Origin of the sequence: Stenotrophomonas maltophilia, from assembly GCF_003970865.1 — a bacterium.
In the GTDB taxonomy this organism is placed as follows: Bacteria; Pseudomonadota; Gammaproteobacteria; order Xanthomonadales; family Xanthomonadaceae; genus Stenotrophomonas; species Stenotrophomonas maltophilia_AR.
Window position 1 is genome coordinate 1 of the sequence record NZ_RXLZ01000075.1, and the last position, 21,458, is coordinate 21,458.

The window sequence follows — 21,458 nt, forward strand, 5'->3', positions numbered from 1 at the left end:
TTTCTGGGGTTTAGAAGGAGCTACATTGCTGTTTTGTTTTTGCAACAGGAATACGGAAATAGGAGATGGGACCCCGTCCGTGGGCCCGGATATTGTTATAAGAGACAGCCCTACCCCTCAATCCCCCGCCCCATCGGCCGATAACGGGGTTGTCACGGCTTGTCCCGCCGCTGACCGGCTCGGCGCCGCCCGCCCGCTTCGACCTGGTCCTGCTCGATGAATCTCATGCATCGCTGGCAACACTACTTCAGCAACCTCTCCGTCCGGCGCAAGCTCAACCTGCTGACGCTGCTCATCGCGCTTGGCGTGATCGCGCTCTCGGTGATCGCCGCCCGCATGCAGTACCTCGACCTGACCGAGACCCGCAAGACCGCGCTGAAGACCCAGGTCGAACTCAGCTACGGCATCCTCCAGCATTACCACCGGCTGGCCGGTACCGGCGAGCTCAGCGAGGACGCTGCCAAGAGCGCGGCGTTGCAGGCGCTGGAAGTGATGCGCGCCGAGAACGATGCCTACTACTTCAACATCTACGACACCGGCTACCACCTGCTGATGCACCCGTTCCGCAAGGACCTGGTCGGCAAGGACATGAAGGACTTCCGCACCGACGACGGCGTACGCATCTACTACGACCAGGTCGAAGCAGCCAAGGCCGGTGGCGGCTTCGTCAACTACCGCTGGGCCAAGCCCGGCAGCAAGGGCGAGGTCGAGAAGGTGGCCTACGCCGGCCTGTTCGCGCCCTGGAACTGGGTGGTCAGCAGTGGCGTCTACATGGACGACGTGCAGAAGCAGGCGCTTGTGTTCACCGCCATCATGGCCGTCTCCGGTGGCGTGCTGGTGCTGATCGTGCTGGCCCTGAGCTGGCTCATCGGCAACCGCATTGCCGTGCCGCTGAAGCAGGCAACGGCCGTCGCCGAGGGTATCGCCCGCGGCAAGCTGGACAGCCACATCGGCCCGCAGCCGCATGACGAAACCGGCCGCCTGCTGGACGCCATGTCCGGCATGCAGCAGCAGCTGCACTCAGTAATCAGCGGACAGCGCGAAATGGCGCGCCGCCACGACGGCGGCGAACTGAGCTACCGCATCGACGCCAGCGCCTTCCCCGGCGAATACGGACTGATGGTGCAGGAAACCAATGCCCTGGTCGGCGGCCACGTGCAGACCCTGCACGATGTGCTGGACGTGGTGCAGCAGTACGCGGTCGGTGATCTCAGCCGCGACATCGCGCGCTACCCTGGCGAGAAGGCCGCGATGACCACCACCGTCGACACGGTCAAGGCCAACCTCGGCCGCATCAATGCCGAGATCAAGCAGCTGGCCAGCGCCGCCGCTGCCGGCGACTTCAGCCGTCGTGGCGATGCGCAGCGCTTCGATCACGATTTCCGCCTGATGCTGGAAAACCTCAACGCCATGATGGCGGTCAGCGATGACAACCTCGGCAAGCTCTCGCAGCTGCTGTCGGCCATCGCCGAAGGCGACCTGACCGCGCGCATGCACGGCGACTACCAGGGCGTGTTCGCGCGCATGCGGGACGACGCCAACACCACCGTCACCCAGCTGACCCAGATCGTCGGCCAGATCCAGGCCAGCGCCAGCAGCATCACCCTGGCCGCCGGCGAGATTGCTTCGGGCAACAGTGATCTGTCGCGCCGTACCGAGCAGCAGGCCGCGAATCTGGAAGAAACCGCCGCCTCAATGGAGGAACTGACCTCCACCGTGCGTCAGAACGCCGAACATGCCCGCCAGGCCAACCAGCTCGCGATCGGCGCGCAGGGCGTGGCATCGCAGGGCGGCAGCGTGGTCGGCCAGGTGGTCAACACCATGTCGGCCATCGAAGCCTCGTCGAAGAAGATCGCCGAGATCATCAGCGTCATCGACGGCATCGCCTTCCAGACCAACATCCTGGCGCTGAATGCCGCCGTGGAAGCTGCCCGTGCAGGCGAACAGGGCCGTGGCTTCGCCGTGGTCGCCAGCGAAGTGCGCACCCTCGCCCAGCGCTCGGCCGCCGCGGCCAAGGAGATCAAGGGCCTGATCGATGATTCGGTCGGCAAGGTCGCCGAAGGCTCCAGCCTCGTCCATCAGGCCGGCAGCACCATGGGTGAGATCGTCGCCTCGGTGCAGCGCGTGACCGACATCATGGCCGAGATCTCTGCGGCTTCGCAGGAACAGTCGGCCGGCATCGAGCAGGTCAACCAGACCGTGGTGCAGATGGACGAGACCACCCAGCAGAACGCCGCGCTGGTGGAGGAAGCCACCGCTGCCGCACGTGCGATGGAAGAACAGGCTGGCCAGCTGGCCGACGCCGTGGCGATCTTCCGCCTGGACAACCAGGTCTCCGCCGCGATGAAGGCCGTGGCCGCGCGTGTCGAGCCGGTGCATGTTGCCGCCGCCGTGGCGCGCCCGCAGCCGGCTCCGACGCCGGCACCGGTCCGTCGCAGCAGCAACGCCAGCACCTTCGTCGCCAGCGACAGCGACTGGCAGGAATTCTGAGACCCACCCGCGGCGGCTTCGGCCGCCGCCTCTGCCGATGGACACGTCCCCCGTGCAAAGTCCTACTCCCATCGTCACCGGCCCGCGCGAATTCGAGTTCGCCGACCGTGATTTCCGCCGCGTCTGCGACCTGATCTACCAGCGCGTGGGTATCGCCCTTGCCCCGGCAAAGCGCGACATGGTCTATGGCCGCCTGTCGCGCCGCCTGCGCACGCTGGGCATGCGCAGCTTCCAGCAGTACCTGGACCATCTGGAGCAGGAAGATGGTGACGAGTGGCAGGCGTTCACCAACGCCCTGACCACCAACCTGACCTCGTTCTTCCGCGAACCGCACCACTTCGACAAGCTGCGCGAGGAGCTGCAGCAGCGCTCCAGCCGCACGCCGCTGCTGCTGTGGTCCTGCGCGGCGTCCACCGGCGAAGAGCCCTACTCGATGGCGATCACCGCCTGCGAGGCCTTCGGCACCCTGAAGCCGCCGGTACGCATCATCGCCACCGACGTCGACACCCAGGTGCTGGCCACTGCCGGTCGTGGCGTCTACAACATCGATCGCGTCACCAGCCTCGATCCGGACCTGCGCCGACGCTACTTCCAGCGCGGCAGCGGCCCCAACGAGGGCCAGTGCCGCGTGCTGCCGGCGCTGCGCGAGCTGATCGAGTTCCGCCCGCTGAACCTGCTCGCCCCGCGCTACGACGTCGGCGGACCATTCGACGCGCTGTTCTGCCGCAACGTGATGATCTACTTCGACAAGCCGACCCAGCGCGCGATCCTCGGCCGCCTGGTGCAGCACCTGGCCGACGACGGGCTGCTCTACACCGGCCACTCGGAGAACTACCTGCACGCCGCCGACCTGATCCAGCCCTGCGGCCGTACGCTGTACCGCCGCGCGGCAAAGGCCGGCGCATGAACGCCTCGCTGCGTACCGACGATGTGATGCGCTACCAGGACGCACGCTTCCAGACCATCGCCGCCAAGCTGCTGCCGACCCAGTACCTGGTGGTGGATGACACCACGGCCCTGACCACCACGCTGGGTTCCTGCGTGGCCGCCTGCCTGCGCGACCCGGTGCTGAAAATCGGCGGCATGAACCACTTCCTGCTGCCCGAGGGCAACGCCGGCGACGGCGCGCCCGCGCGTTACGGCAGCTACGCGATGGAACTGCTGATCAACGACATGCTCAAGCGCGGCGCACACCGCAAGCGCATCGAAGCCAAGGTGTTCGGTGGCGCCAACGTGCTCAAGGGCTTCACCAGCAACCCGGTCGGCACGCGCAACGCCGAGTTCGTCCGCCAGTACCTACAGGCCGAGCACATCCCGATCATTGCCGAGGATCTGTGCGGCATCCATCCGCGCAAGATCTGGTTCTTCGCCGATACCGGCCGCGTGGTGGTGCAGCGTCTGCCGCATGCCCATGAGGCCGAAGTGGCCGCCACCGAGTCTGCGGTGCGTGCACGCCTGTCCAAGGCCCCGGTCACCGGCGGCGTGGAGCTGTTCGAATGACCCTGACCGGCAACGCCCCCTGCCGGGTCCTGATCGTCGACGACTCCGCCGTCGTGCGCCAGATGCTCACGGAAATCCTGTCCAGCGATCCAGCCATCGACGTGGTCGGCACCGCTGCCGACCCGCTGCTGGCGCGCGAGAAGATCAAGCGCCTGGCCCCGGACGTGATCACCCTGGATGTGGAAATGCCGCGCATGGACGGGCTGGCGTTCCTGGAAAACCTGATGCGCCTGCATCCGCTGCCGGTGGTGATGATCTCCTCGCTGACCGAGCGCGGCGCCGACACCACCCTGCAGGCGTTGGCGCTGGGCGCGGTGGATTTCGTCTCCAAGCCGAAGCTGGACGTTGCGCGCGGCCTGCAGGCCTACGCCGACGAGATCATCGCCAAGGTCAAGATGGCGGCGCGCTCGCGGGTACGTCCGCTGGTGCGGACTGCAGTCCCGAAGCTCACGCTGGACGCAGCCCCCTCGATGCGCCCTGCCTCACCGCAGTTCCGCACCACCGACCGCCTGATCGCGATCGGCTCGTCAGCCGGTGGCACCGAAGCCCTGCGCGTGGTGTTGGAAGGCATGCCCGCCGATGGCCCAGCCGTGGTGATGACCCAGCACCTGCCGGCCAGCTTCAGCAGTGCCTTCGCCGAACGCCTGGACCGCCACTCGGCGATGGCGGTGCGCGAGGCCAGCGACGGCGAGGCAGTGCTGCCTGGCCATGCCTACCTGCCACCAGGCGGCAAGCATCTGCGCATCATCCGCGACGGTGCGCGCTGGCGTTGCCGCGTCGACGACGGCCCGGCGGTGAACCGGCACAAGCCCGCGGTGGACGTGCTGTTCCGCTCGGTCGCGCAGAACGCCGGTGGCAATGCCATCGGCGCCATCCTCACCGGCATGGGTGATGATGGCGCACGTGGCCTGCTGGAGATGCGCCAGGCCGGCGCACCCACGCTGGTGCAGGACGAGGCCACCAGCGTGGTCTGGGGCATGCCCGGTGCAGCGTTCAAGCTCGGTGCCGCCGAGGAACAGGTGCCGCTGGAACGGATTGCCGAGCGCTTGCTGGCGCTCGCCCGCGGCTGATGGGACCTTTGTAGAGCCGAGCCCACGCTCGGCTGCTTTTCAGGCCCGCACCGGCAAGCCGCGCGTAGGCTCGGCTCTATTGAACTCCAGCGCTGCGCCGCGAGCGCCGCATGCAACTCGTTCGGCGTGCCCGCAACATCACCACAGCTTGAACGACACCGGCACGCGGATCTTTCCGGGCACCGGTACACCGTCTTCGCTGGCCGGCAGGTACTGCCATTTGCGTGTCGCCGCCTGCGCGGCCTCGTCCAGCTCCGGCCAGCCAGTGCTCTGCAGCACGGTCGCACCGAGCCATTGTCCGTCGGCAGCCACCTGCACCATCAGGATCGCTTCGCCCTCTTTCTCATCGCGAAAGGCCTGCGATGGATAGCGCGGCGGGTTGTTGTGCTTGGTCTCCATCACGATTGATGCCGGCACGTGCGCGGAGCGAACATTCTCGACAACCGTTTGCTCCGTCTCCTGCTGCGCCATGGCGCTGTGGGCCATCATCACCGTGGCCAGCACCACCGCACTGCCATGGCAGCGCCAGCAGCGGGGACGACTCCCTTTCAATCGATCCTGCGACATCCGTGCACTCCAACAAGCGAAGCGGCAAGTCTAGTCCGGTACATAACGAAAAACCCCCGGTTTTTACCGGGGGTTCTTCGTTTACATCATCAACCGATCAGCAGGATCAGGCAGCGACCGTCTTGGCCACGTCCTGGTATTCCTCGATCTGGTCGAAGTTCATGTAGCGGTAGATCTCCGCGCCGCTGGCGGCGATCACGCCCACATCGGCCATGTACTCTTCCTTGGTCGGGATGCGGCCCAGACGCGAGCAGATCGCGGCCAGTTCGGCCGAACCCAGGTACACGTTGGTGTTGCGGCCCAGACGGTTCGGGAAGTTGCGGGTCGAGGTCGACATCGCGGTGGAGCCTTCACGGATCTGCGCCTGGTTGCCCATGCACAGCGAGCAGCCCGGCATTTCCATGCGCGCGCCGGTGGCGCCGAAGGTGCCGTACACGCCTTCCTTGGTCAGCTCCGAAGCGTCCATCTTGGTCGGCGGGGCCACCCACAGGCGGGTCGGCAGGTCACGCTTGCCTTCCAGCAGCTTGGCAGCCGCACGGAAGTGACCGATGTTGGTCATGCACGAACCGATGAACACTTCGTCGATCTTGGCGCCGGCCACTTCGGACAGGGTCTTCACGTCGTCCGGATCGTTCGGGCAGGCCACGATCGGCTCGTGGATGTCGGCCAGGTCGATCTCGATGACGGCGGCGTACTCGGCGTCGGCATCCGGCTCCAGCAGCTCCGGGTTGGCCAGCCATGCTTCCATCTTCTCGATGCGACGCTGCAGCGAACGCGGATCCTGGTAACCCTCGGCAATCATCCACTTCAGCAGGGTGATGTTGCTGGTCAGGTATTCGATGATCGGCTCCTTGTTCAGGCGCACCGAGCAGCCGGCCGCCGAACGCTCGGCCGAGGCATCGGACAGTTCGAACGCCTGTTCGACCTTCAGCTCCGGCAGGCCTTCGATTTCCAGGATGCGGCCGGAGAAGATGTTCTTCTTGCCAGCCTTGGCCACGGTCAGCAGGCCCGACTTGATCGCGTACAGCGGGATCGCGTTGACCAGGTCACGCAGGGTCACGCCCGGCTGCATCTTGCCTTTGAAGCGCACCAGCACCGATTCCGGCATGTCCAGCGGCATCACGCCGGTGGCAGCGGCGAAGGCGACCAGGCCCGAACCGGCCGGGAACGAAATGCCCACCGGGAAACGGGTGTGCGAGTCACCACCGGTGCCGACGGTGTCCGGCAGCAGCATGCGGTTGAGCCAGCTGTGGATCACGCCGTCGCCCGGACGCAGCGAGACGCCGCCACGGGTGGAGATGAACTCCGGCAGGGTGTGGTGGGTCTTCACGTCCACCGGCTTCGGGTAGGCGGCGGTGTGGCAGAACGACTGCATCACCAGGTCGGCCGAGAAGCCCAGGCAGGCCAGGTCCTTCAGCTCGTCACGGGTCATCGGGCCGGTGGTGTCCTGCGAGCCGACCGAGGTCATCTTCGGTTCGCAGTAGGTGCCCGGGCGCATGCCCTGGCCTTCGGCCAGGCCACACGCGCGGCCAACCATCTTCTGCGCCAGCGAGAAGCCCTTGCCGGTGTCGACCGGCTGCACCGGCAGGCGGAACAGATCGGTCGGGGCCAGGCCCAGCGCTTCGCGCGCCTTGCCGGTCAGGCCGCGGCCGATGATCAGCGGAATGCGGCCACCGGCACGCACTTCGTCGAACAGCACTTCGGACTTGACCTGGAACTCGGCGATCACTTCGCCGTTCTTCAGCGCCTTGCCTTCGTACGGACGCAGCTCGACCACATCGCCGTGCTCCATCTTCGACACGTCCAGCTCGATCGGCAGTGCGCCGGCATCTTCCATGGTGTTGTAGAAGATCGGGGCGATCTTCGAACCCAGGCAGACGCCACCGGCACGCTTGTTCGGGATGAACGGAATGTCATCGCCGGTCCACCACAGCACGCTGTTGGTGGCCGACTTGCGCGAGGAACCGGTGCCGACCACGTCGCCGACGTAGGCGACCAGGTGGCCCTTGTCCTTCAGGTCGAGGATCTGCTGGATCGGGCCGCGCTTGCCGTCCTCTTCCGGGGTGAACGGCGCATCGTCGCGCTTGTTCTTCAGCATCGCCAGGGCGTGCATCGGAATGTCCGGGCGGGTGGTCGCGTCCGGCGCCGGCGACAGGTCGTCGGTGTTGGTCTCGCCCGGCACCTTGAACACGGTGACGGTCAGGCTCTGCGGCACTTCCGGGTTGCCGGTGAACCACTCGGCGTCGGCCCAGCTCTGAAGCACGGCCTGGGCGTTGGCGTTGCCGGCCTTGGCCTTTTCCTGCACATCGTGGAAGGCATCGAACACCAGCAGGGTCTTCTTCAGACCGTTGGCGGCGATGGTGCCGATGGCGGCATCGTCCAGCAGCTGCACCAGCGGGGCGACGTTGTAACCACCGAGCATGGTGCCCAGCAGTTCGGTGGCGCGCTCACGGCTGATCAGCGGGTTCTGCTCGCTGCCCAGGGCGATCGCCGCCAGGTACGAGGCCTTGACCTTGGCCGCGTCATCGACGCCGGCCGGCACGCGGTGGGTCAGCAGGTCGAGCAGGAACTCGGCCTCGCCCTGCGGCGGGTTCTTCAGCAGTTCGATGACATCGGCCGTCTGCTGCGCGCTCAGCGGCAGCGGCGGGATGCCAAGCGCAGCGCGCTCGGCGACGTGGTGGCGGTAGGCTTCCAACATGACAACTCCCGGGTAATGCGTAGGTTGAAAAAACAAAGTGGGCTCAGGCTTGCGGCACGATCAGCTTCAGGCCCTTGAAGTAGTCGCGGTAAAACGTGTCGTTCCAGGTGATCAGGCCGTCGCACTGCAGCAGTGCGTGGGCGCCGACCATGAATTCGTCCAGGCTGCGGCGGCTGCCGCTGCGCTGGCGGTGGCGGCGGTGCATCTCGCCGGCGCGCAGTGCCGACTTGGCTTCCATCGGGTTGAAGTGCACGCCCATCTCTTCCAGCGCTTCCAGCACCTCGGCGCCGCCGCGCAGCGATGCGCAGACCTCGGCCAGGGTCGCACCGCAGACCACCACGCGGCCACCGACCAGGCTCTGCCTGAGGATGGCTTCCACGGCATCGGCCTGCGGACCATTGCTGAGCAGCTCCACCAGCACCGGTGAATCGACGGCGATCATCACGGCCTATTCCTCGTCACGCACCGCGCGTACCGCTGCGTCGGACGATTCGAAGCCGTCCAGCGCGAATTTGCCGCGCGCCCGTGAAATGGCATCGTCAACACTCTTGCGCAGGATGATGCGGCTGCCGTCCAGTTCGACCTTCAGCAGCGTGCCCTTGGTCAGGCCAAGGGCATCACGCACCGCCTTGGGCAGGGTGATCTGTCCGCGTTCAGCAACAGTGGCTTCCATGGGGTACGCCTCAAAAAGTATGCATGAATTATACATACCCGCGACATCCGGGACAAACCCGCCCAATCCGTGACCGCGATCCCGCGCTGGTCGCATCCGGGGGTTAGACTGGCGCCGCAGCGACCTGCTGCGGCCCCGGGCTGGACGCGCCGCGTGCCACCCGCACCCACCCGCCATAAAAGGATGTTCCATGCGCGCCTTGACCCTTGCCCTGATGCTGGCTGCCCCGCTGGCCCTTTCGACGACTGCAGCCCACGCCAATCCGTTCGGCGCCTACACCACCGGCGTCGAGATCACCCAACAGCAGATGGACACCCTGGAAGTCGGCAAGACAAGCCAGGACCAGGTCCGTGAAAAGTTCGGCGCACCCGGCCGCCGCGAACAGCTGGGCGACACCCAGGTCTGGTACTACGACTACGTGAAGATCAAAACCTTCGGCAAGAACATCCAGGAAGCGACCGTTCTGGAGTTCAACAAGCAGGGTGTGCTGACGGCCAAGTCCAAGAGCAACGCTGTCGGCAAGACCGGCAATCCGCTGCTGGATGCCGCCAACGGCAAGTAAGCCCTGCTCCACACGCACTCCCGGACGGGGCGCCCACGGGCGCCCCGTCTGCGTTCGGGCCAGCGGGCAACGACGGCACGCGCTGACACGAAGGCTACACACACCGCTGTAACCTTGCGTTCCAAGCCAGCCGGGTCATTGCCGGGCGCTGGATCGCCGATACTGGGCAGGATCCAGGGCCGGAATGCCACCGGCGACCGCAAGCAGGCCCGTAGACGCACGGGCCAGAGCAAGCCATCCGCAAGAAGGAGTTACCCCGCATGAGCGATTCGTTCTCCACCCGCAGCCAGCTGAATGTCGGCGGCAAGACCTACGACTACTTCAGCCTGCCCACGCTGGGCCAGCGCTTCGATATCTCCCACCTGCCCTACTCGATGAAGATCCTGCTGGAGAACCTGCTCCGGCACGAGGATGGCGGCATCACCGTCGGCAAGGACCACATCGAAGCCGTGGCCCGCTGGAATCCGGCGGCCGAACCGGACACCGAGATCGCCTTCATGCCGGCGCGCGTGGTCCTGCAGGACTTCACCGGCGTGCCCTGCGTGGTCGACCTGGCCGCGATGCGCGACGCGGTGGTCAAGCTCGGCGGCTCGCCGGAGCAGATCAACCCGCAGATCCCCTCCGAACTGGTCATCGACCACTCGGTGCAGGTCGACGTGTTCGGCAAGCCGGACGCGCTGGACCTCAACGGCAAGATCGAATTCCAGCGCAACCAGGAACGCTACGGCTTCCTGCGCTGGGGCCAGAAGGCCTTCGACAACTTCAAGGTGGTGCCGCCGAACACCGGCATCGTCCACCAGGTGAACCTGGAGAACCTGGCCCGCGTGGTGATGACCGCGGACAAGGATGGCAAGGCTGTTGCCTACCCGGACACCGTGTTCGGCACCGACAGCCATACCACCATGATCAACGGCATCGGCGTGCTCGGCTGGGGCGTGGGCGGCATCGAAGCGGAGGCCGCCATGCTCGGCCAGCCGTCGTCGATGCTGATCCCGCAGGTGGTCGGCTTCAAGCTGACCGGCAAGCTGCCCGAAGGCGCAACCGCCACCGACCTGGTGCTGACCGTCACCCAGATGCTGCGCAAGCTGGGCGTGGTCGGCAAGTTCGTCGAGTTCTACGGTGACGGCCTGCAGCACCTGCCGCTGGCCGACCGCGCCACCATCGGCAACATGGCCCCGGAATACGGCGCCACCTGCGGCATCTTCCCGATCGACGCCGAATCGCTGAACTACCTGCGCCTGTCCGGCCGCAGCGAAGAGCAGATCGATCTGGTCGAGGCCTATGCCAAGGCACAGGGCCTGTGGCACGACGCCAACAGTCCGCATGCGCAGTACAGCACCACCCTGGAACTGGACATGGGCACGGTGAAGCCGTCGCTGGCCGGCCCCAAGCGCCCGCAGGACCGCGTGCTGCTGGAAGACGTGCAGAAGAACTACCGCGAAGCCCTGGTCGGCATGACCGCCAACCGTGACAAGCGCAGCGACGATGTCTCCTCGTTCGTCAACGAAGGCGGCGGTGCCGCGGTCGGCAACGAGCAGCTGGCCAAGGGCTACGCCGATATCGAAACCGAAGGCCGCAAGGTGCGGCTGAAGGACGGCGCGGTGGTCATCGCTGCCATCACCTCGTGCACCAACACCTCCAATCCGGCGGTGATGATCGGCGCCGGCCTGCTGGCCCGCAATGCGGCCGCCAAGGGCCTGAACCGCCAGCCGTGGGTGAAGACCTCGCTCGGGCCGGGTTCGCGCGTGGTCACCGACTACCTGGAAAAGGCCGGTGTACTGAAGGAGCTGGAGAAGATCGGCTTCTACGTGGTCGGCTACGGCTGCACCACCTGCATCGGCAACTCTGGCCCGCTGCCGACCGAAGTCAGCGCCGGTATCGCCACCGGCGACCTGGTGGTCACCTCGGTGCTGTCGGGCAACCGCAACTTCGAGGGCCGTGTGCACCCCGAAGTGAAGATGAACTACCTGGCCAGCCCGCCGCTGGTGGTGGCCTATGCCATTGCCGGCACCACCGACATCGACCTGACCACCCAGCCGCTGGGTACCGGCAGCGATGGCCAGCCGGTGTTCCTGCGCGACATCTGGCCGAGCAACAAGGAAATCGGCGACGTCATCGCCGCCACCATCGGCCCGGAGATGTTCAAGCAGAACTACGCCGATGTGTTCAAGGGTGATACCCGCTGGAACACCATCGCCTCGCCGGACGGCAACCTGTACGAGTGGAGCGATGCCTCCACCTACATCAAGAACCCGCCGTACTTCGATGGCATGACCATGCAGACCGGCAGCATCGACGACGTGCACGGTGCACGCGTGATGGGCCTGTTCGGCGATTCGATCACCACCGACCACATCTCTCCGGCCGGCAACATCAAGAAGGACTCGCCAGCAGGCCGCTTCCTGCAGGAGCGCGGCGTGCAGCCGGCTGACTTCAACAGCTACGGCAGCCGCCGCGGCAACGATGACGTGATGGTCCGCGGCACCTTCGCCAACATCCGCATCAAGAACCTGATGTTCGGTGGCGAGGAAGGCGGCAACACCCTGTACTACCCGGCCGGTGGCGGCCAGCCGGAGAAGCTGGCGATCTACGATGCGGCCATGAAGTACAAGGCCGACAACGTGCCGCTGGTGGTGCTGGCCGGCAAGGAATACGGCACCGGCTCGTCGCGTGACTGGGCCGCCAAGGGCACCCTGCTGCTGGGAGTGAAGGCGGTCATCGCCGAGAGCTTCGAGCGCATCCACCGCTCCAACCTGGTCGGCATGGGCGTGCTGCCGCTGCAGTTCCGCAACGGCGAAAATGCGCAGAGCCTGGGCCTGGACGGCTCGGAAGTGATCGACGTGACCGGTCTGCGGGACGGCGCCAGCAAGCACGCCACGGTCACCGCGACCAAGGCCGATGGCACCAGGAAGACCTTCGAAGCCTCGGTGATGCTGCTGACCCCGAAGGAAGTCGAGTACTTCCGCCACGGCGGCCTGCTGCAGTACGTGCTGCGCCAGTTGGCCAGCAAGTAACGTTTCACCCTGGGTAGAGTCGACTGCCAGTCGACTCTCCAACAGAAAGGGCCGGATCCTCACGGATCCGGCCCTTCTTGTTTCTCCGCAGCCAGGCATGGCCTGGCTCTACTGCATCTCCGGCGGCACCGGGATGGGCGCCCGGTGCCCGATCACCGGCGCGGCGCATCCGGGTCGGTGCGCAGCGCCTTCAGCAGGCCCCACATGTAGAACGCCAGGGTGAACGAGAACGGCAGGCCGCACAGCACCACCGCCGTCTGCATCGCACTGAAGTTGCCGGCCAGCAGCAGGCCGACGCTGGCCACGGTGATGCCGGCTGCCCAGAACACGCGCAGCCAGATCGGCGCGTCGTGGCCATCCTCCACGCCATCGTCAACGCGACGGGTGCACAGGTTGGCGATCATCAGCGTGCCCGAGTCGACCGGGGTCAGGAACAGCACGAAACCGATCACCACCGCAGCACCGGCCACGTACGGCGCGCCGGGCAGGTATTCCAGCAGCTTGAACAGCGTCATCGCCGCATCGTGCTGGGCCACATCACCCAGGATCGCCTGGCCGTGATTGAGCACCAGGTCGATGGCGGTGTTGCCGAAGATCGACAGCCACGCCAGGGTGAAGCCGAGCGGAATCAGCAGCACGCCCATGATCACTTCGCGGATGGTGCGGCCACGCGAGATGCGCGCCACGAAAAGACCGACGAACGGCGCCCAGGCGATCCACCAGGCCCAGTAGAACAGCGTCCACGAGCCCATCCACTCGCGGCCCTTCGGGTCGTTGAGGTACATGTCGAAGCTCTTGCGCACGAACGCGCCGAGGTAATCGCCGGTGTTCTGGATCAGGCCATCGAACAGGTGCAGGGTCGGGCCGGTGACCAGCACGAACAGCAGCAGGCCGCACAGCAGGCGCACGTTGAGGTTGGAGAGCCACGCGATGCCCTTTTCCACGCCAGCCACCACGCCGATGGTGGCCACCACCATCATCACCAGTACGATCGCCACCAGCACCTGCGGCGTATCCGGGATGTGGAACAGGTAGACCAGGCCGGACTGCACCACCAGCGCGCCGATGCCGAGGTTGGTGACCATCGAGATCAGCGTGGCCAGGATGCCGAAGCCATCGACCATGTCACCGATGCGGCCATGGATGCGCTCGCCGAAGATCGGGTACAGCGCCGAGCGCAGTGCCAGCGGCAGGTCGCGGCGGTAGGCGAAGTAGCCCAGCGCCACGCCGACCAGCGCATACAGCGCCCAGCCGTGCAGGCCCCAGTGCAGGAAGGTCAGCACCATCGCCTCGCGGCCGGCGGCCACGGTCCCGCCGGGCTGCCCGGGCGGATTGAGGAAATGGTCCAGCGGCTCGTAGGCGCCGTAGTACAGCAGTGCGATGCCGATGCCGGCCGAGAACAGCATCGAGACCCAGGCCACGTAACCGAAGGCCGGCGATTCCTCGTTGTGGCCCAGGCGGATGCGGCCATACGGCGAGAACGCCAGCCACAGCACGAAGCCCAGGCACAGCACGATCAGCAGCATGTACCACCAGCCGAACGCGGCCGACACCTCGGCCTGCGCCCATTGCAGCCAGTGCTCGCTGCTTTCGGGATAGAGAACGGTGAGCAGCCCGAGGATGCCGATCGACACCGAGGAGCTGAAGAAGACAAAACGGTTCAAGCGCAGGGGCGAACGCTTGGGATGAGCCAGGGAAGACATGGGGTCGTCTCATCAAGTCCGAGGGAGCACATGGGCGGGGCCGGACCGGTAAACCGGGCCCATGGCGTGGGGCGCGAGCGCATCCTATGGTTTATTGATTGAACGTTCAATCAATAAAAAGCATAATGGCGGGCAGCCCGATCCTTCGGGTCGCAATCCGTGGAGAGACAATGCCGAAGAAAGGCGTGGAACCGGTACGGCGCGAGCAGCTGATCCGGGCCACTTTCCAGACCATCGACGAGATCGGCATGGCCGATGCGACCGTCGCCACCATCGCGAAGAAGGCAGGGATGTCCAGCGGCATCGTCGCCCACTACTTCGGCGACAAGGACGGCCTGCTCAATGCTGCAATGCGGCAGATCCTGCGCGAGCTGAAGGAAGCGGTCGCCCGCTACCGCGCCGACGCCAGCGACGACCCGCGCGAGCAGCTGCGCGCCATCGTCGATGGCAACTTCGACGACAGCCAGATCAACGGCACCGCCATGCGCGTCTGGCTCACCTTCTGGGCCGCGAGCATGCACCAGCCGGAACTGGCCCGGCTGCAGCGCGCCAACGACCAGCGCCTGTTCTCCAACCTGTGCCACCAGTTCAACCGCCTGCTGCCCCACCCGCAGGCCCGCCTGGCCGCCCGCGGCCTGGCCGCGATGATCGATGGCCTGTGGCTGCGCGGCAGCCTGGTCGGCGGCCAGTTCAATGCCGAGAAGTCCCGGCGCATCGCTTACGGCTATATCGACTTCCAGTTGCAGGCTGTCGCGCTATAAGCGCTTCAGCACCCGCCCCCTTCCAAGGAGTACGCCCCATGACCACCCTGCCCGTCCAACAGCTCTACATCCACGGCCAGCGCGTCGATGCCACCAGCGGCAAGACCTTCAAGACCGTCAACCCGGCCACCGGCGAGGTGATCGCTGAAGTGCAGGTCGCCAGCCAGGCCGACGTCGAACGCGCCGTGCAGAGCGCGGCCGAAGGCCAGAAGGTGTGGGCGGCGATGACGGCCATGGAGCGTTCGCGCATCCTGCGCCGCGCCGTCGAGATCCTGCGTGAGCGCAACGACGAACTGGCCCACCTGGAAACTCTGGACACCGGCAAGGCGCTGGCCGAAACCACCACCGTGGACATCGTGACCGGCGCCGACGTGGTCGAGTACTACGCCGGCCTGGCCACCGCCATCGAAGGCATCCAGCTGCCGCTGCGCGAGTCGAGCTTCTTCTACACCCGCCGCGAGCCGCTGGGCGTGGTTGCAGGCATCGGTGCCTGGAACTACCCGATCCAGATCGCCATGTGGAAGTCGGCCCCGGCCCTGGCCGCCGGTAACGCGATGGTGTTCAAGCCGTCGGAAGTGACCCCGTTGACCGCAATCCGACTGGCCGAGATCTACACCGAAGCCGGCGTGCCGGCCGGCGTGTTCAATGTTGTACAGGGCCCGGGCCGCGAGATCGGCCAGTGGCTGACCGAGCACCCGGTGATCGAGAAGATCTCCTTCACCGGCGGCGTCGCCACCGGCAAGAAGGTCATGGCCAGCGCCGCGTCCTCGTCGCTGAAGGAAGTGACCATGGAGCTGGGCGGCAAGTCGCCGCTGGTGATCTGCGATGACGCCGATCTGGACCGCGCCGCCGACATCGCGGTGATGGCCAACTTCTTCAGCTCCGGCCAGGTCTGCACCAACGGCACCCGCGTGTTCGTGCCGCGCAGCATGCTGGCTGCCTTCGAGGCCGCCGTTGTCGAGCGCGTCAAGCGCATCCGCATCGGCGACCCGATGGCCGCCGAAACCAACTTCGGCCCGCTGACCAGCTTCCCGCACATGGAAAACGTGCTGCGCTACATCGAAAGCGGCAAGGCCGAAGGCGCCCGCCTGCTGACCGGCGGCGGCCGTGCCACCGAAGGCGCGCTGGCCAATGGCGCCTACGTGCTGCCGACCGTGTTCTCCGACTGCCGCGATGACATGACCATCGTCAAGGAAGAGATCTTCGGGCCGGTGATGAGCATCCTCGCCTACGACGACGAAGACGAAGTGGTGCGTCGTGCCAACGACACCACCTTCGGCCTCGCCGCCGGTGTGGTCAGCAAGGACGTCAGCCGCGCCCACCGCATCATCCACCGCCTGGAAGCCGGCATCTGCTGGATCAACACCTGGGGTGAGTCGCCGGCCGAAATGCCGGTCGGTGGCTACAAGGAATCCGGCGTCGGCCGCGAGAACGGTATCTCGACCCTCGGCCACTACACCCGCATCAAGTCGGTGCAGGTCGAACTGGGCGACTACGCCAGCGTGTTCTGACCGGCGCGCCCCGAGCACGCCCCCTCGTCCGGCCACCGCGCCGATCCGACATTCCGCCGGGACGCCTGCATGCAGCGCGCCCCGGCCTGCAGGAGACACCCATGAGCACCCACAACGAGTACGACTACATCATCATCGGCGCCGGTTCGGCCGGCAACGTGCTGGCCACCCGCCTCACCGAAGATGCCGATGTCAGCGTGCTGCTGCTGGAAGCCGGTGGCCCGGACTACCGGCTCGACTTCCGTACCCAGATGCCGGCGGCACTGGCCTTCCCGCTGCAGGGCAAGCGCTACAACTGGGCGTACAAGACCGATCCCGAGCCCTTCATGAACAACCGCCGCATGGATTGCGGCCGCGGCAAGGGCCTGGGCGGTTCGTCGCTGATCAACGGCATGTGCTACATCCGCGGCAACGCGATGGACTACGACAACTGGTCCAGCATGCCGGGCCTGGAAGACTGGACCTACCTGGACTGCCTGCCGTACTTCCGCAAGGCCGAAACCCGCGACATCGGCCCCAATGACTACCACGGTGGCGAGGGCCCGCTGCGCGTGACCACGCCGAAGGCCGGCAACAACGAGCTGTTCGCTGCGATGGTCGAAGCTGGCGTACAGGCCGGCTACCCGCGCACCGACGACCTCAACGGCTACCAGCAGGAGGGCTTCGGCCCGATGGACCGCACGGTGACCCCGAAGGGCCGTCGCTCCAGCACCGCCCGCGGCTACCTGGACCTGGCCAAGCCGCGCCCGAACCTGACCATCGTCACCCACGCACTGACCGACCGCATCCTGTTCTCGGGCAAGCGCGCGGTGGGCGTGCAGTGGCTGCAGAACGACCAGCCGCAGCGTGCCACCGCGCGCCGTGAAGTGCTGCTGTGTGGCGGCGCCATCGCCTCGCCGCAGATCCTGCAGCGCTCGGGCGTCGGCCCGGCCGACCTGCTGCGCAGCCTGGACATCGACCTGGTGCACCACCTGCCCGGCGTCGGCGCCAACCTGCAGGATCACCTGGAGATGTACCTGCAGTACGAGTGCAAGAAGCCGGTCTCGCTGGCGCCGGCACTGAAGCTGTACAACCAGCCGGCCATCGGCGCCGAGTGGCTGTTCCTGGGCACCGGCATCGGCGCCAGCAACCAGTTCGAGGCCGGTGGCTTCATCCGCAGCGACGCCGAATTCGACTGGCCGAACCTGCAGTACCACTTCCTGCCGGTGGCGATCAATTACAACGGCTCCAACCCGATCAAGGCGCACAGCTTCCAGATGCACGTCGGTTCGATGCGCTCGCCCAGCCGCGGCCGCATCCATGTGCGTTCGAAGGATCCGCGCGAACATCCGAGCATCCTGTTCAACTACATGTCGCACGACCAGGACTGGCGCGAGTTCCGCGCGGCGATCCGCATCACCCGCGAGATCTTCGCGCAGCCGGCGCTGGCACCGTACAGCGGCCGCGAGATTTCTCCGGGCAGCGCACTGCAGACCGATGCGCAGATCGATGCGTTCGTCCGCGAACATGCCGAGACCGCCTACCACCCGTCGTGCTCGAACAAGATGGGCCACGCCGATGACCCGATGGCGGTGGTCGATGGCCAGGGCCGCGTGCACGGGCTGGAAGGCCTGCGCATCGTCGATGCCTCGATCATGCCGCAGGTGGTGACCGGCAACCTCAACGCGCCGACCATCATGATCGCCGAGAAGCTGGCCGACGTGATCCGCGGCCGCACCCCGCTGGCCCGCAGCACCGCGCCGTACTACAAGGCCAACGGTGCACCGGTGCGCAAGCAGCGCTGACGCAAGCGCCCCTTCGACGGACTCACACCCCAAACCGGTAGGTGCCCACCTTGGTGGGCACGTCTCCACAGCGCCCCCTCGCAATCCCGTGCCGACCAAGGTCGGCACCTACCGTTGCAGCCTCCGCGAACCCCTCTTCGCGTTTTCCCTACGGCGGGGTATGCTGCAATGAACGGCCATTGTCGATACGCTCAGGGCCGTAACCTAAAACATCACGATTCCTGGAGGGGGAATATGAGTCTGGATCGTCCCTGGCTGCAGAGCTATCCGAAAGGCGTTCCCGCCGAAATCGACGTCAACGAATTCCATTCGGTCGCCTCGGTCTTCGACGCTTCCGTCGCGAAATTCCGCGACCGACCCGCCTACTCCAGCTTCGGCAAGGTCCTCACCTATGGTGAGACGGACGCGCTGGTCACCCAGTTCGCCGCCTACCTGCTGGGTGAGCTCAAGCTCAAGAAGGGTGACCGCGTCGCCCTGATGATGCCCAACTGCCTGCAGTACCCGGTGGCCACCTTCGGAGTGCTGCGCGCCGGCCTGACCGTGGTCAACGTCAACCCGCTGTACACCGCGCGCGAACTCAAGCACCAGCTGGTCGACGCGGGCGTCAGTGCCCTGGTGGTGGTCGACAACTTCGGCGACACCGTCGAACAGGTCATCGCCGATACGCCGGTCAAGCACGTGGTCACCACCGGCCTGGGCGACCTGCTCGGCGCCAAGGGCGCGATCGTCAACTTCGTGCTGAAGTACGTCAAGAAGATGGTGCCCAACTACCACATCAAGGGCGCCGTCCGCTTCAAGCAGGCGCTCAAGCTGGGCAGCCGCCACGCGCTTCCGCCGGTCGAGATCGACCACGACGACATCGCCTTCCTGCAGTACACCGGCGGTACCACCGGCGTGGCCAAGGGCGCGATGCTGACCAACCGCAACCTGATCGCCAACATGCAGCAGGCGTCGGCGTGGCTGTCCACCTCGGGCATCGAGCCGGGCAAGGAAGTGATCATCACTGCCCTGCCGCTGTACCACATCTTCGCGTTGACCGCGAACGGCCTGGTCTTCATGAAGTTCGGTGGCTGCAACCACCTGATCACCAACCCGCGCGACATGAAGGGCTTCGTCAAGGAGCTCAAGGGGACCCGCTTCACCGCCATCACCGGCGTCAACACGCTGTTCAACGGCCTGCTCAACACCCCGGGCTTCGACGAGATCGACTTCTCTTCGGTCAAGTTCACCCTGGGCGGCGGCATGGCGGTGCAACGTGCCGTGGCCGAACGCTGGAAGAAGGTCACCGGCGTGACCCTGGTCGAAGCCTATGGCCTGACCGAGACCTCGCCCGCAGCCTGCATCAACCCGCTCACCCTACCCGAGTACAACGGCGCCATCGGCCTGCCGATCCCGTCCACCGATGCCTGCATCAAGGACGACAACGGCAACATCCTGGCACTGGGCGAAGTGGGCGAGCTGTGCATCAAGGGCCCGCAGGTGATGAAGGGCTACTGGCAGCGGCCGGAAGAAACCGCCACCGCCATCGACGCCGACGGCTGGCTGCATACCGGCGACATGGCGAAGATGGACGAACAGGGCTTCTTCTACATCGTCGACCGCAAGAAGGACATGATCCTGGTGTCCGGCTTCAACGTGTACCCGAACGAGGTCGAGGACGTCATCGCGATGATGCCGGGCGTGCTGGAAGTCGCTGCCGTCGGTGTCCCGGACGAGAAGTCCGGCGAAGTGGTCAAGGTCGTGATCGTGAAGAAGGACCCGAACCTGACCGCGGAAATGGTCAAGGAACATGCGCGGGCAAACCTGACCGGTTACAAGCACCCCAGAATCGTAGAATTCCGAAAGGAGCTGCCGAAGACCAACGTCGGCAAGATTCTCCGTCGCGAACTCCGCGATACGCCCGCCCAGTAAGGGTTTCCGGCAATTTGAACGGCACAGGGCCCGGGGCGGAAACGTCCCGGGCCCTTTCGCATGCGACGCCCCTGAGCCGGTGTAGCATCGCCGCGTGTGTGGACCGTTCGGCCCGCCGGCCACCCACCTGACACTGCGGGCCGCATGCCGAGGACCCTTCCATGAGTACCATCGAAAAGCTGCCCTCAAGCGGCTCGCCTTTTGCCACCATCCGTACCGAAGAAAGCGCCGACGGCGCTGCCCACTGGCTGTTCATGCATGCCGACGCCGCCACCGGCATCCGTCCCTGCTGCCGCAAGGACATGCTCGACGAGATGTGGAGCTACATGGCGGCCATCACCCGCGGCCCTGCCGAACGCCACAACGGAACACTGCGGCATTTCGTGCTGGCCTCCGATGCCGTCGCCTACAACCTGGGCGGCGACCTGGACCTGTTTACCCGCCTGATCCGCGAGGGCAATCGCGACCTCCTGCTGAACTACGCCCAGCGCTGCGTGGAGGGCGTGCACCACCTGCATACCGGATTCGGCGGCGATGTCCGTTCGATCGCCCTGATCCAGGGCGACGCCCTCGGCGGTGGCCTGGAAATGGCGCTGGCCTGCCACACCATCGTCGCCGAAGAAGGCAGCGGCCTCGGCCTACCGGAGGTGCTGTTTGGCCTGTTCCCGGGCATGGGCGCCTATTCCTTCCTGTGCCGCCGGGTATCGCCGCATCTGGCCGAGAAGATCATCCTCGATGGCCGCGTCTATAGCGCCGAGGAAATGCATGCGATGGGCGTGGTCGACGTGCTGGTGAAGAAGGGCGAAGGCCGCGCGGCGGTCGAGGAACTGATCCGCCAACAGCAGCGCACCCCGCAGTCCTATCTGGCGATGAACGCCGCGCGCGGCATTGCCCAGCCTGTCAGCTACGACGAACTGTTGGAGATCACCAAGGTATGGGTCGATTCCGCCCTGGCCCTCGGCGACCGCTCGCTGCGCACCATGGATCGCCTGATCAAGGCCCAGACCCGTCGCGCCAGCCTCGACGCGGCCTGATTCATCCCTCCCCCAGGATGGGTTCAAGCCCGGTTGGCCACCGGGCTTTTTTTAGGTTCTTCACCCAACTCCGGGGAAGGCTGCACGGATTTTGAGGAAGAAATAGGCGTCGTCTCGGTATCCGTAGGCGACGCGCTTGATGACCTTGATCTTGTTGTTGATTCCCTCGACCAGATTCGT

Annotated in this window: 17 protein-coding genes; 11 read left to right on the forward strand and 6 right to left on the reverse strand. The window is 66.0% G+C overall.

Features of this window, described 5'->3' with window-relative positions; all coding sequences use genetic code 11:
• Positions 1–216: 216 nt before the first annotated feature.
• The 4 genes from EKL94_RS19360 to EKL94_RS19375 are packed head-to-tail and all read left to right on the forward strand — an operon-like array spanning position 217 to position 5,060.
• Positions 217–2,490: a methyl-accepting chemotaxis protein gene (locus tag EKL94_RS19360; protein ID WP_126930290.1), complete on the forward strand. Its 2,274-nt coding sequence runs from the start codon at positions 217–219 to the stop codon at positions 2,488–2,490.
• A 37-nt stretch (positions 2,491–2,527) separates the two neighbouring features.
• Complete coding sequence (locus tag EKL94_RS19365) at positions 2,528–3,397, forward strand: CheR family methyltransferase (protein ID WP_014037084.1); 870 nt, start codon at positions 2,528–2,530, stop codon at positions 3,395–3,397.
• Positions 3,394–3,990 carry a chemoreceptor glutamine deamidase CheD gene (gene cheD / locus EKL94_RS19370; RefSeq protein WP_014037083.1) on the forward strand — a complete coding sequence of 199 codons (597 nt, stop codon included), beginning with the start codon at positions 3,394–3,396 and terminating at the stop codon, positions 3,988–3,990. The genes EKL94_RS19365 and cheD overlap by 4 nt, the downstream gene beginning before the upstream one ends.
• The gene (locus tag EKL94_RS19375) at positions 3,987–5,060 is read left to right on the forward strand and encodes a protein-glutamate methylesterase/protein-glutamine glutaminase (RefSeq protein ID WP_126930291.1); all 1,074 of its coding nucleotides are present in this window, start codon (positions 3,987–3,989) and stop codon (positions 5,058–5,060) included. Before cheD ends, EKL94_RS19375 begins: the two co-directional genes overlap by 4 nt.
• Before the next feature lie 138 nt (positions 5,061–5,198).
• Here the strand turns inward: EKL94_RS19375 and EKL94_RS19380 are convergent, their stop codons facing one another.
• The 4 genes from EKL94_RS19380 to EKL94_RS19395 all read right to left on the reverse strand — a co-directional run bounded on the left by EKL94_RS19380 (position 5,199) and on the right by EKL94_RS19395 (position 8,998).
• The gene (locus EKL94_RS19380; protein WP_126930292.1) at positions 5,199–5,627 is read right to left on the reverse strand and encodes an energy transducer TonB; all 429 of its coding nucleotides are present in this window, start codon (positions 5,625–5,627) and stop codon (positions 5,199–5,201) included.
• A 106-nt stretch (positions 5,628–5,733) separates the two neighbouring features.
• The gene (acnB, locus tag EKL94_RS19385) at positions 5,734–8,325 is read right to left on the reverse strand and encodes a bifunctional aconitate hydratase 2/2-methylisocitrate dehydratase (protein WP_126930293.1); all 2,592 of its coding nucleotides are present in this window, start codon (positions 8,323–8,325) and stop codon (positions 5,734–5,736) included.
• A 43-nt stretch (positions 8,326–8,368) separates the two neighbouring features.
• On the reverse strand, positions 8,369–8,767 hold the full coding sequence (locus EKL94_RS19390; protein WP_008267153.1) for a type II toxin-antitoxin system VapC family toxin: 399 nt from the start codon (positions 8,765–8,767) through the stop codon (positions 8,369–8,371).
• A 6-nt stretch (positions 8,768–8,773) separates the two neighbouring features.
• Positions 8,774–8,998 carry an AbrB/MazE/SpoVT family DNA-binding domain-containing protein gene (locus EKL94_RS19395; RefSeq protein WP_005409505.1) on the reverse strand — a complete coding sequence of 75 codons (225 nt, stop codon included), beginning with the start codon at positions 8,996–8,998 and terminating at the stop codon, positions 8,774–8,776.
• A gap of 190 nt (positions 8,999–9,188) precedes the next feature.
• Between EKL94_RS19395 and bamE the strand changes: the two genes are divergently transcribed.
• On the forward strand, positions 9,189–9,560 hold the full coding sequence (bamE, locus tag EKL94_RS19400) for an outer membrane protein assembly factor BamE domain-containing protein (protein ID WP_005409504.1): 372 nt from the start codon (positions 9,189–9,191) through the stop codon (positions 9,558–9,560).
• A gap of 260 nt (positions 9,561–9,820) precedes the next feature.
• The gene (acnA, locus tag EKL94_RS19405) at positions 9,821–12,574 is read left to right on the forward strand and encodes an aconitate hydratase AcnA (RefSeq protein WP_126930294.1); all 2,754 of its coding nucleotides are present in this window, start codon (positions 9,821–9,823) and stop codon (positions 12,572–12,574) included.
• 152 nt (positions 12,575–12,726) lie between these two features.
• Here the strand turns inward: acnA and EKL94_RS19410 are convergent, their stop codons facing one another.
• Positions 12,727–14,277, reverse strand: coding sequence for a BCCT family transporter (locus EKL94_RS19410; protein ID WP_049424629.1), 1,551 nt, complete (start codon positions 14,275–14,277; stop codon positions 12,727–12,729).
• A gap of 170 nt (positions 14,278–14,447) precedes the next feature.
• Between EKL94_RS19410 and betI the strand changes: the two genes are divergently transcribed.
• The 5 genes from betI to EKL94_RS19435 all read left to right on the forward strand — a co-directional run bounded on the left by betI (position 14,448) and on the right by EKL94_RS19435 (position 21,278).
• Complete coding sequence (gene betI / locus EKL94_RS19415; RefSeq protein ID WP_126930295.1) at positions 14,448–15,038, forward strand: transcriptional regulator BetI; 591 nt, start codon at positions 14,448–14,450, stop codon at positions 15,036–15,038.
• 38 nt (positions 15,039–15,076) lie between these two features.
• Positions 15,077–16,549 (forward strand): betaine-aldehyde dehydrogenase, encoded by a 1,473-nt coding sequence (gene betB, locus EKL94_RS19420; protein ID WP_126930296.1) that lies wholly within the window; start codon positions 15,077–15,079, stop codon positions 16,547–16,549.
• A gap of 101 nt (positions 16,550–16,650) precedes the next feature.
• On the forward strand, positions 16,651–18,333 hold the full coding sequence (gene betA, locus EKL94_RS19425; RefSeq protein WP_126930297.1) for a choline dehydrogenase: 1,683 nt from the start codon (positions 16,651–16,653) through the stop codon (positions 18,331–18,333).
• A 234-nt stretch (positions 18,334–18,567) separates the two neighbouring features.
• Entirely contained in the window at positions 18,568–20,244 is a 1,677-nt protein-coding gene (locus EKL94_RS19430; protein ID WP_126930298.1) for a long-chain fatty acid--CoA ligase, read from the forward strand.
• Between the two features lie 161 nt (positions 20,245–20,405).
• Positions 20,406–21,278: a crotonase/enoyl-CoA hydratase family protein gene (locus EKL94_RS19435; RefSeq protein ID WP_126930299.1), complete on the forward strand. Its 873-nt coding sequence runs from the start codon at positions 20,406–20,408 to the stop codon at positions 21,276–21,278.
• Between the two features lie 60 nt (positions 21,279–21,338).
• Here the strand turns inward: EKL94_RS19435 and EKL94_RS19440 are convergent.
• Positions 21,339–21,458: transposase (locus EKL94_RS19440; protein WP_148105806.1), on the reverse strand; the 120-nt coding region annotated here is incomplete at its 5' end.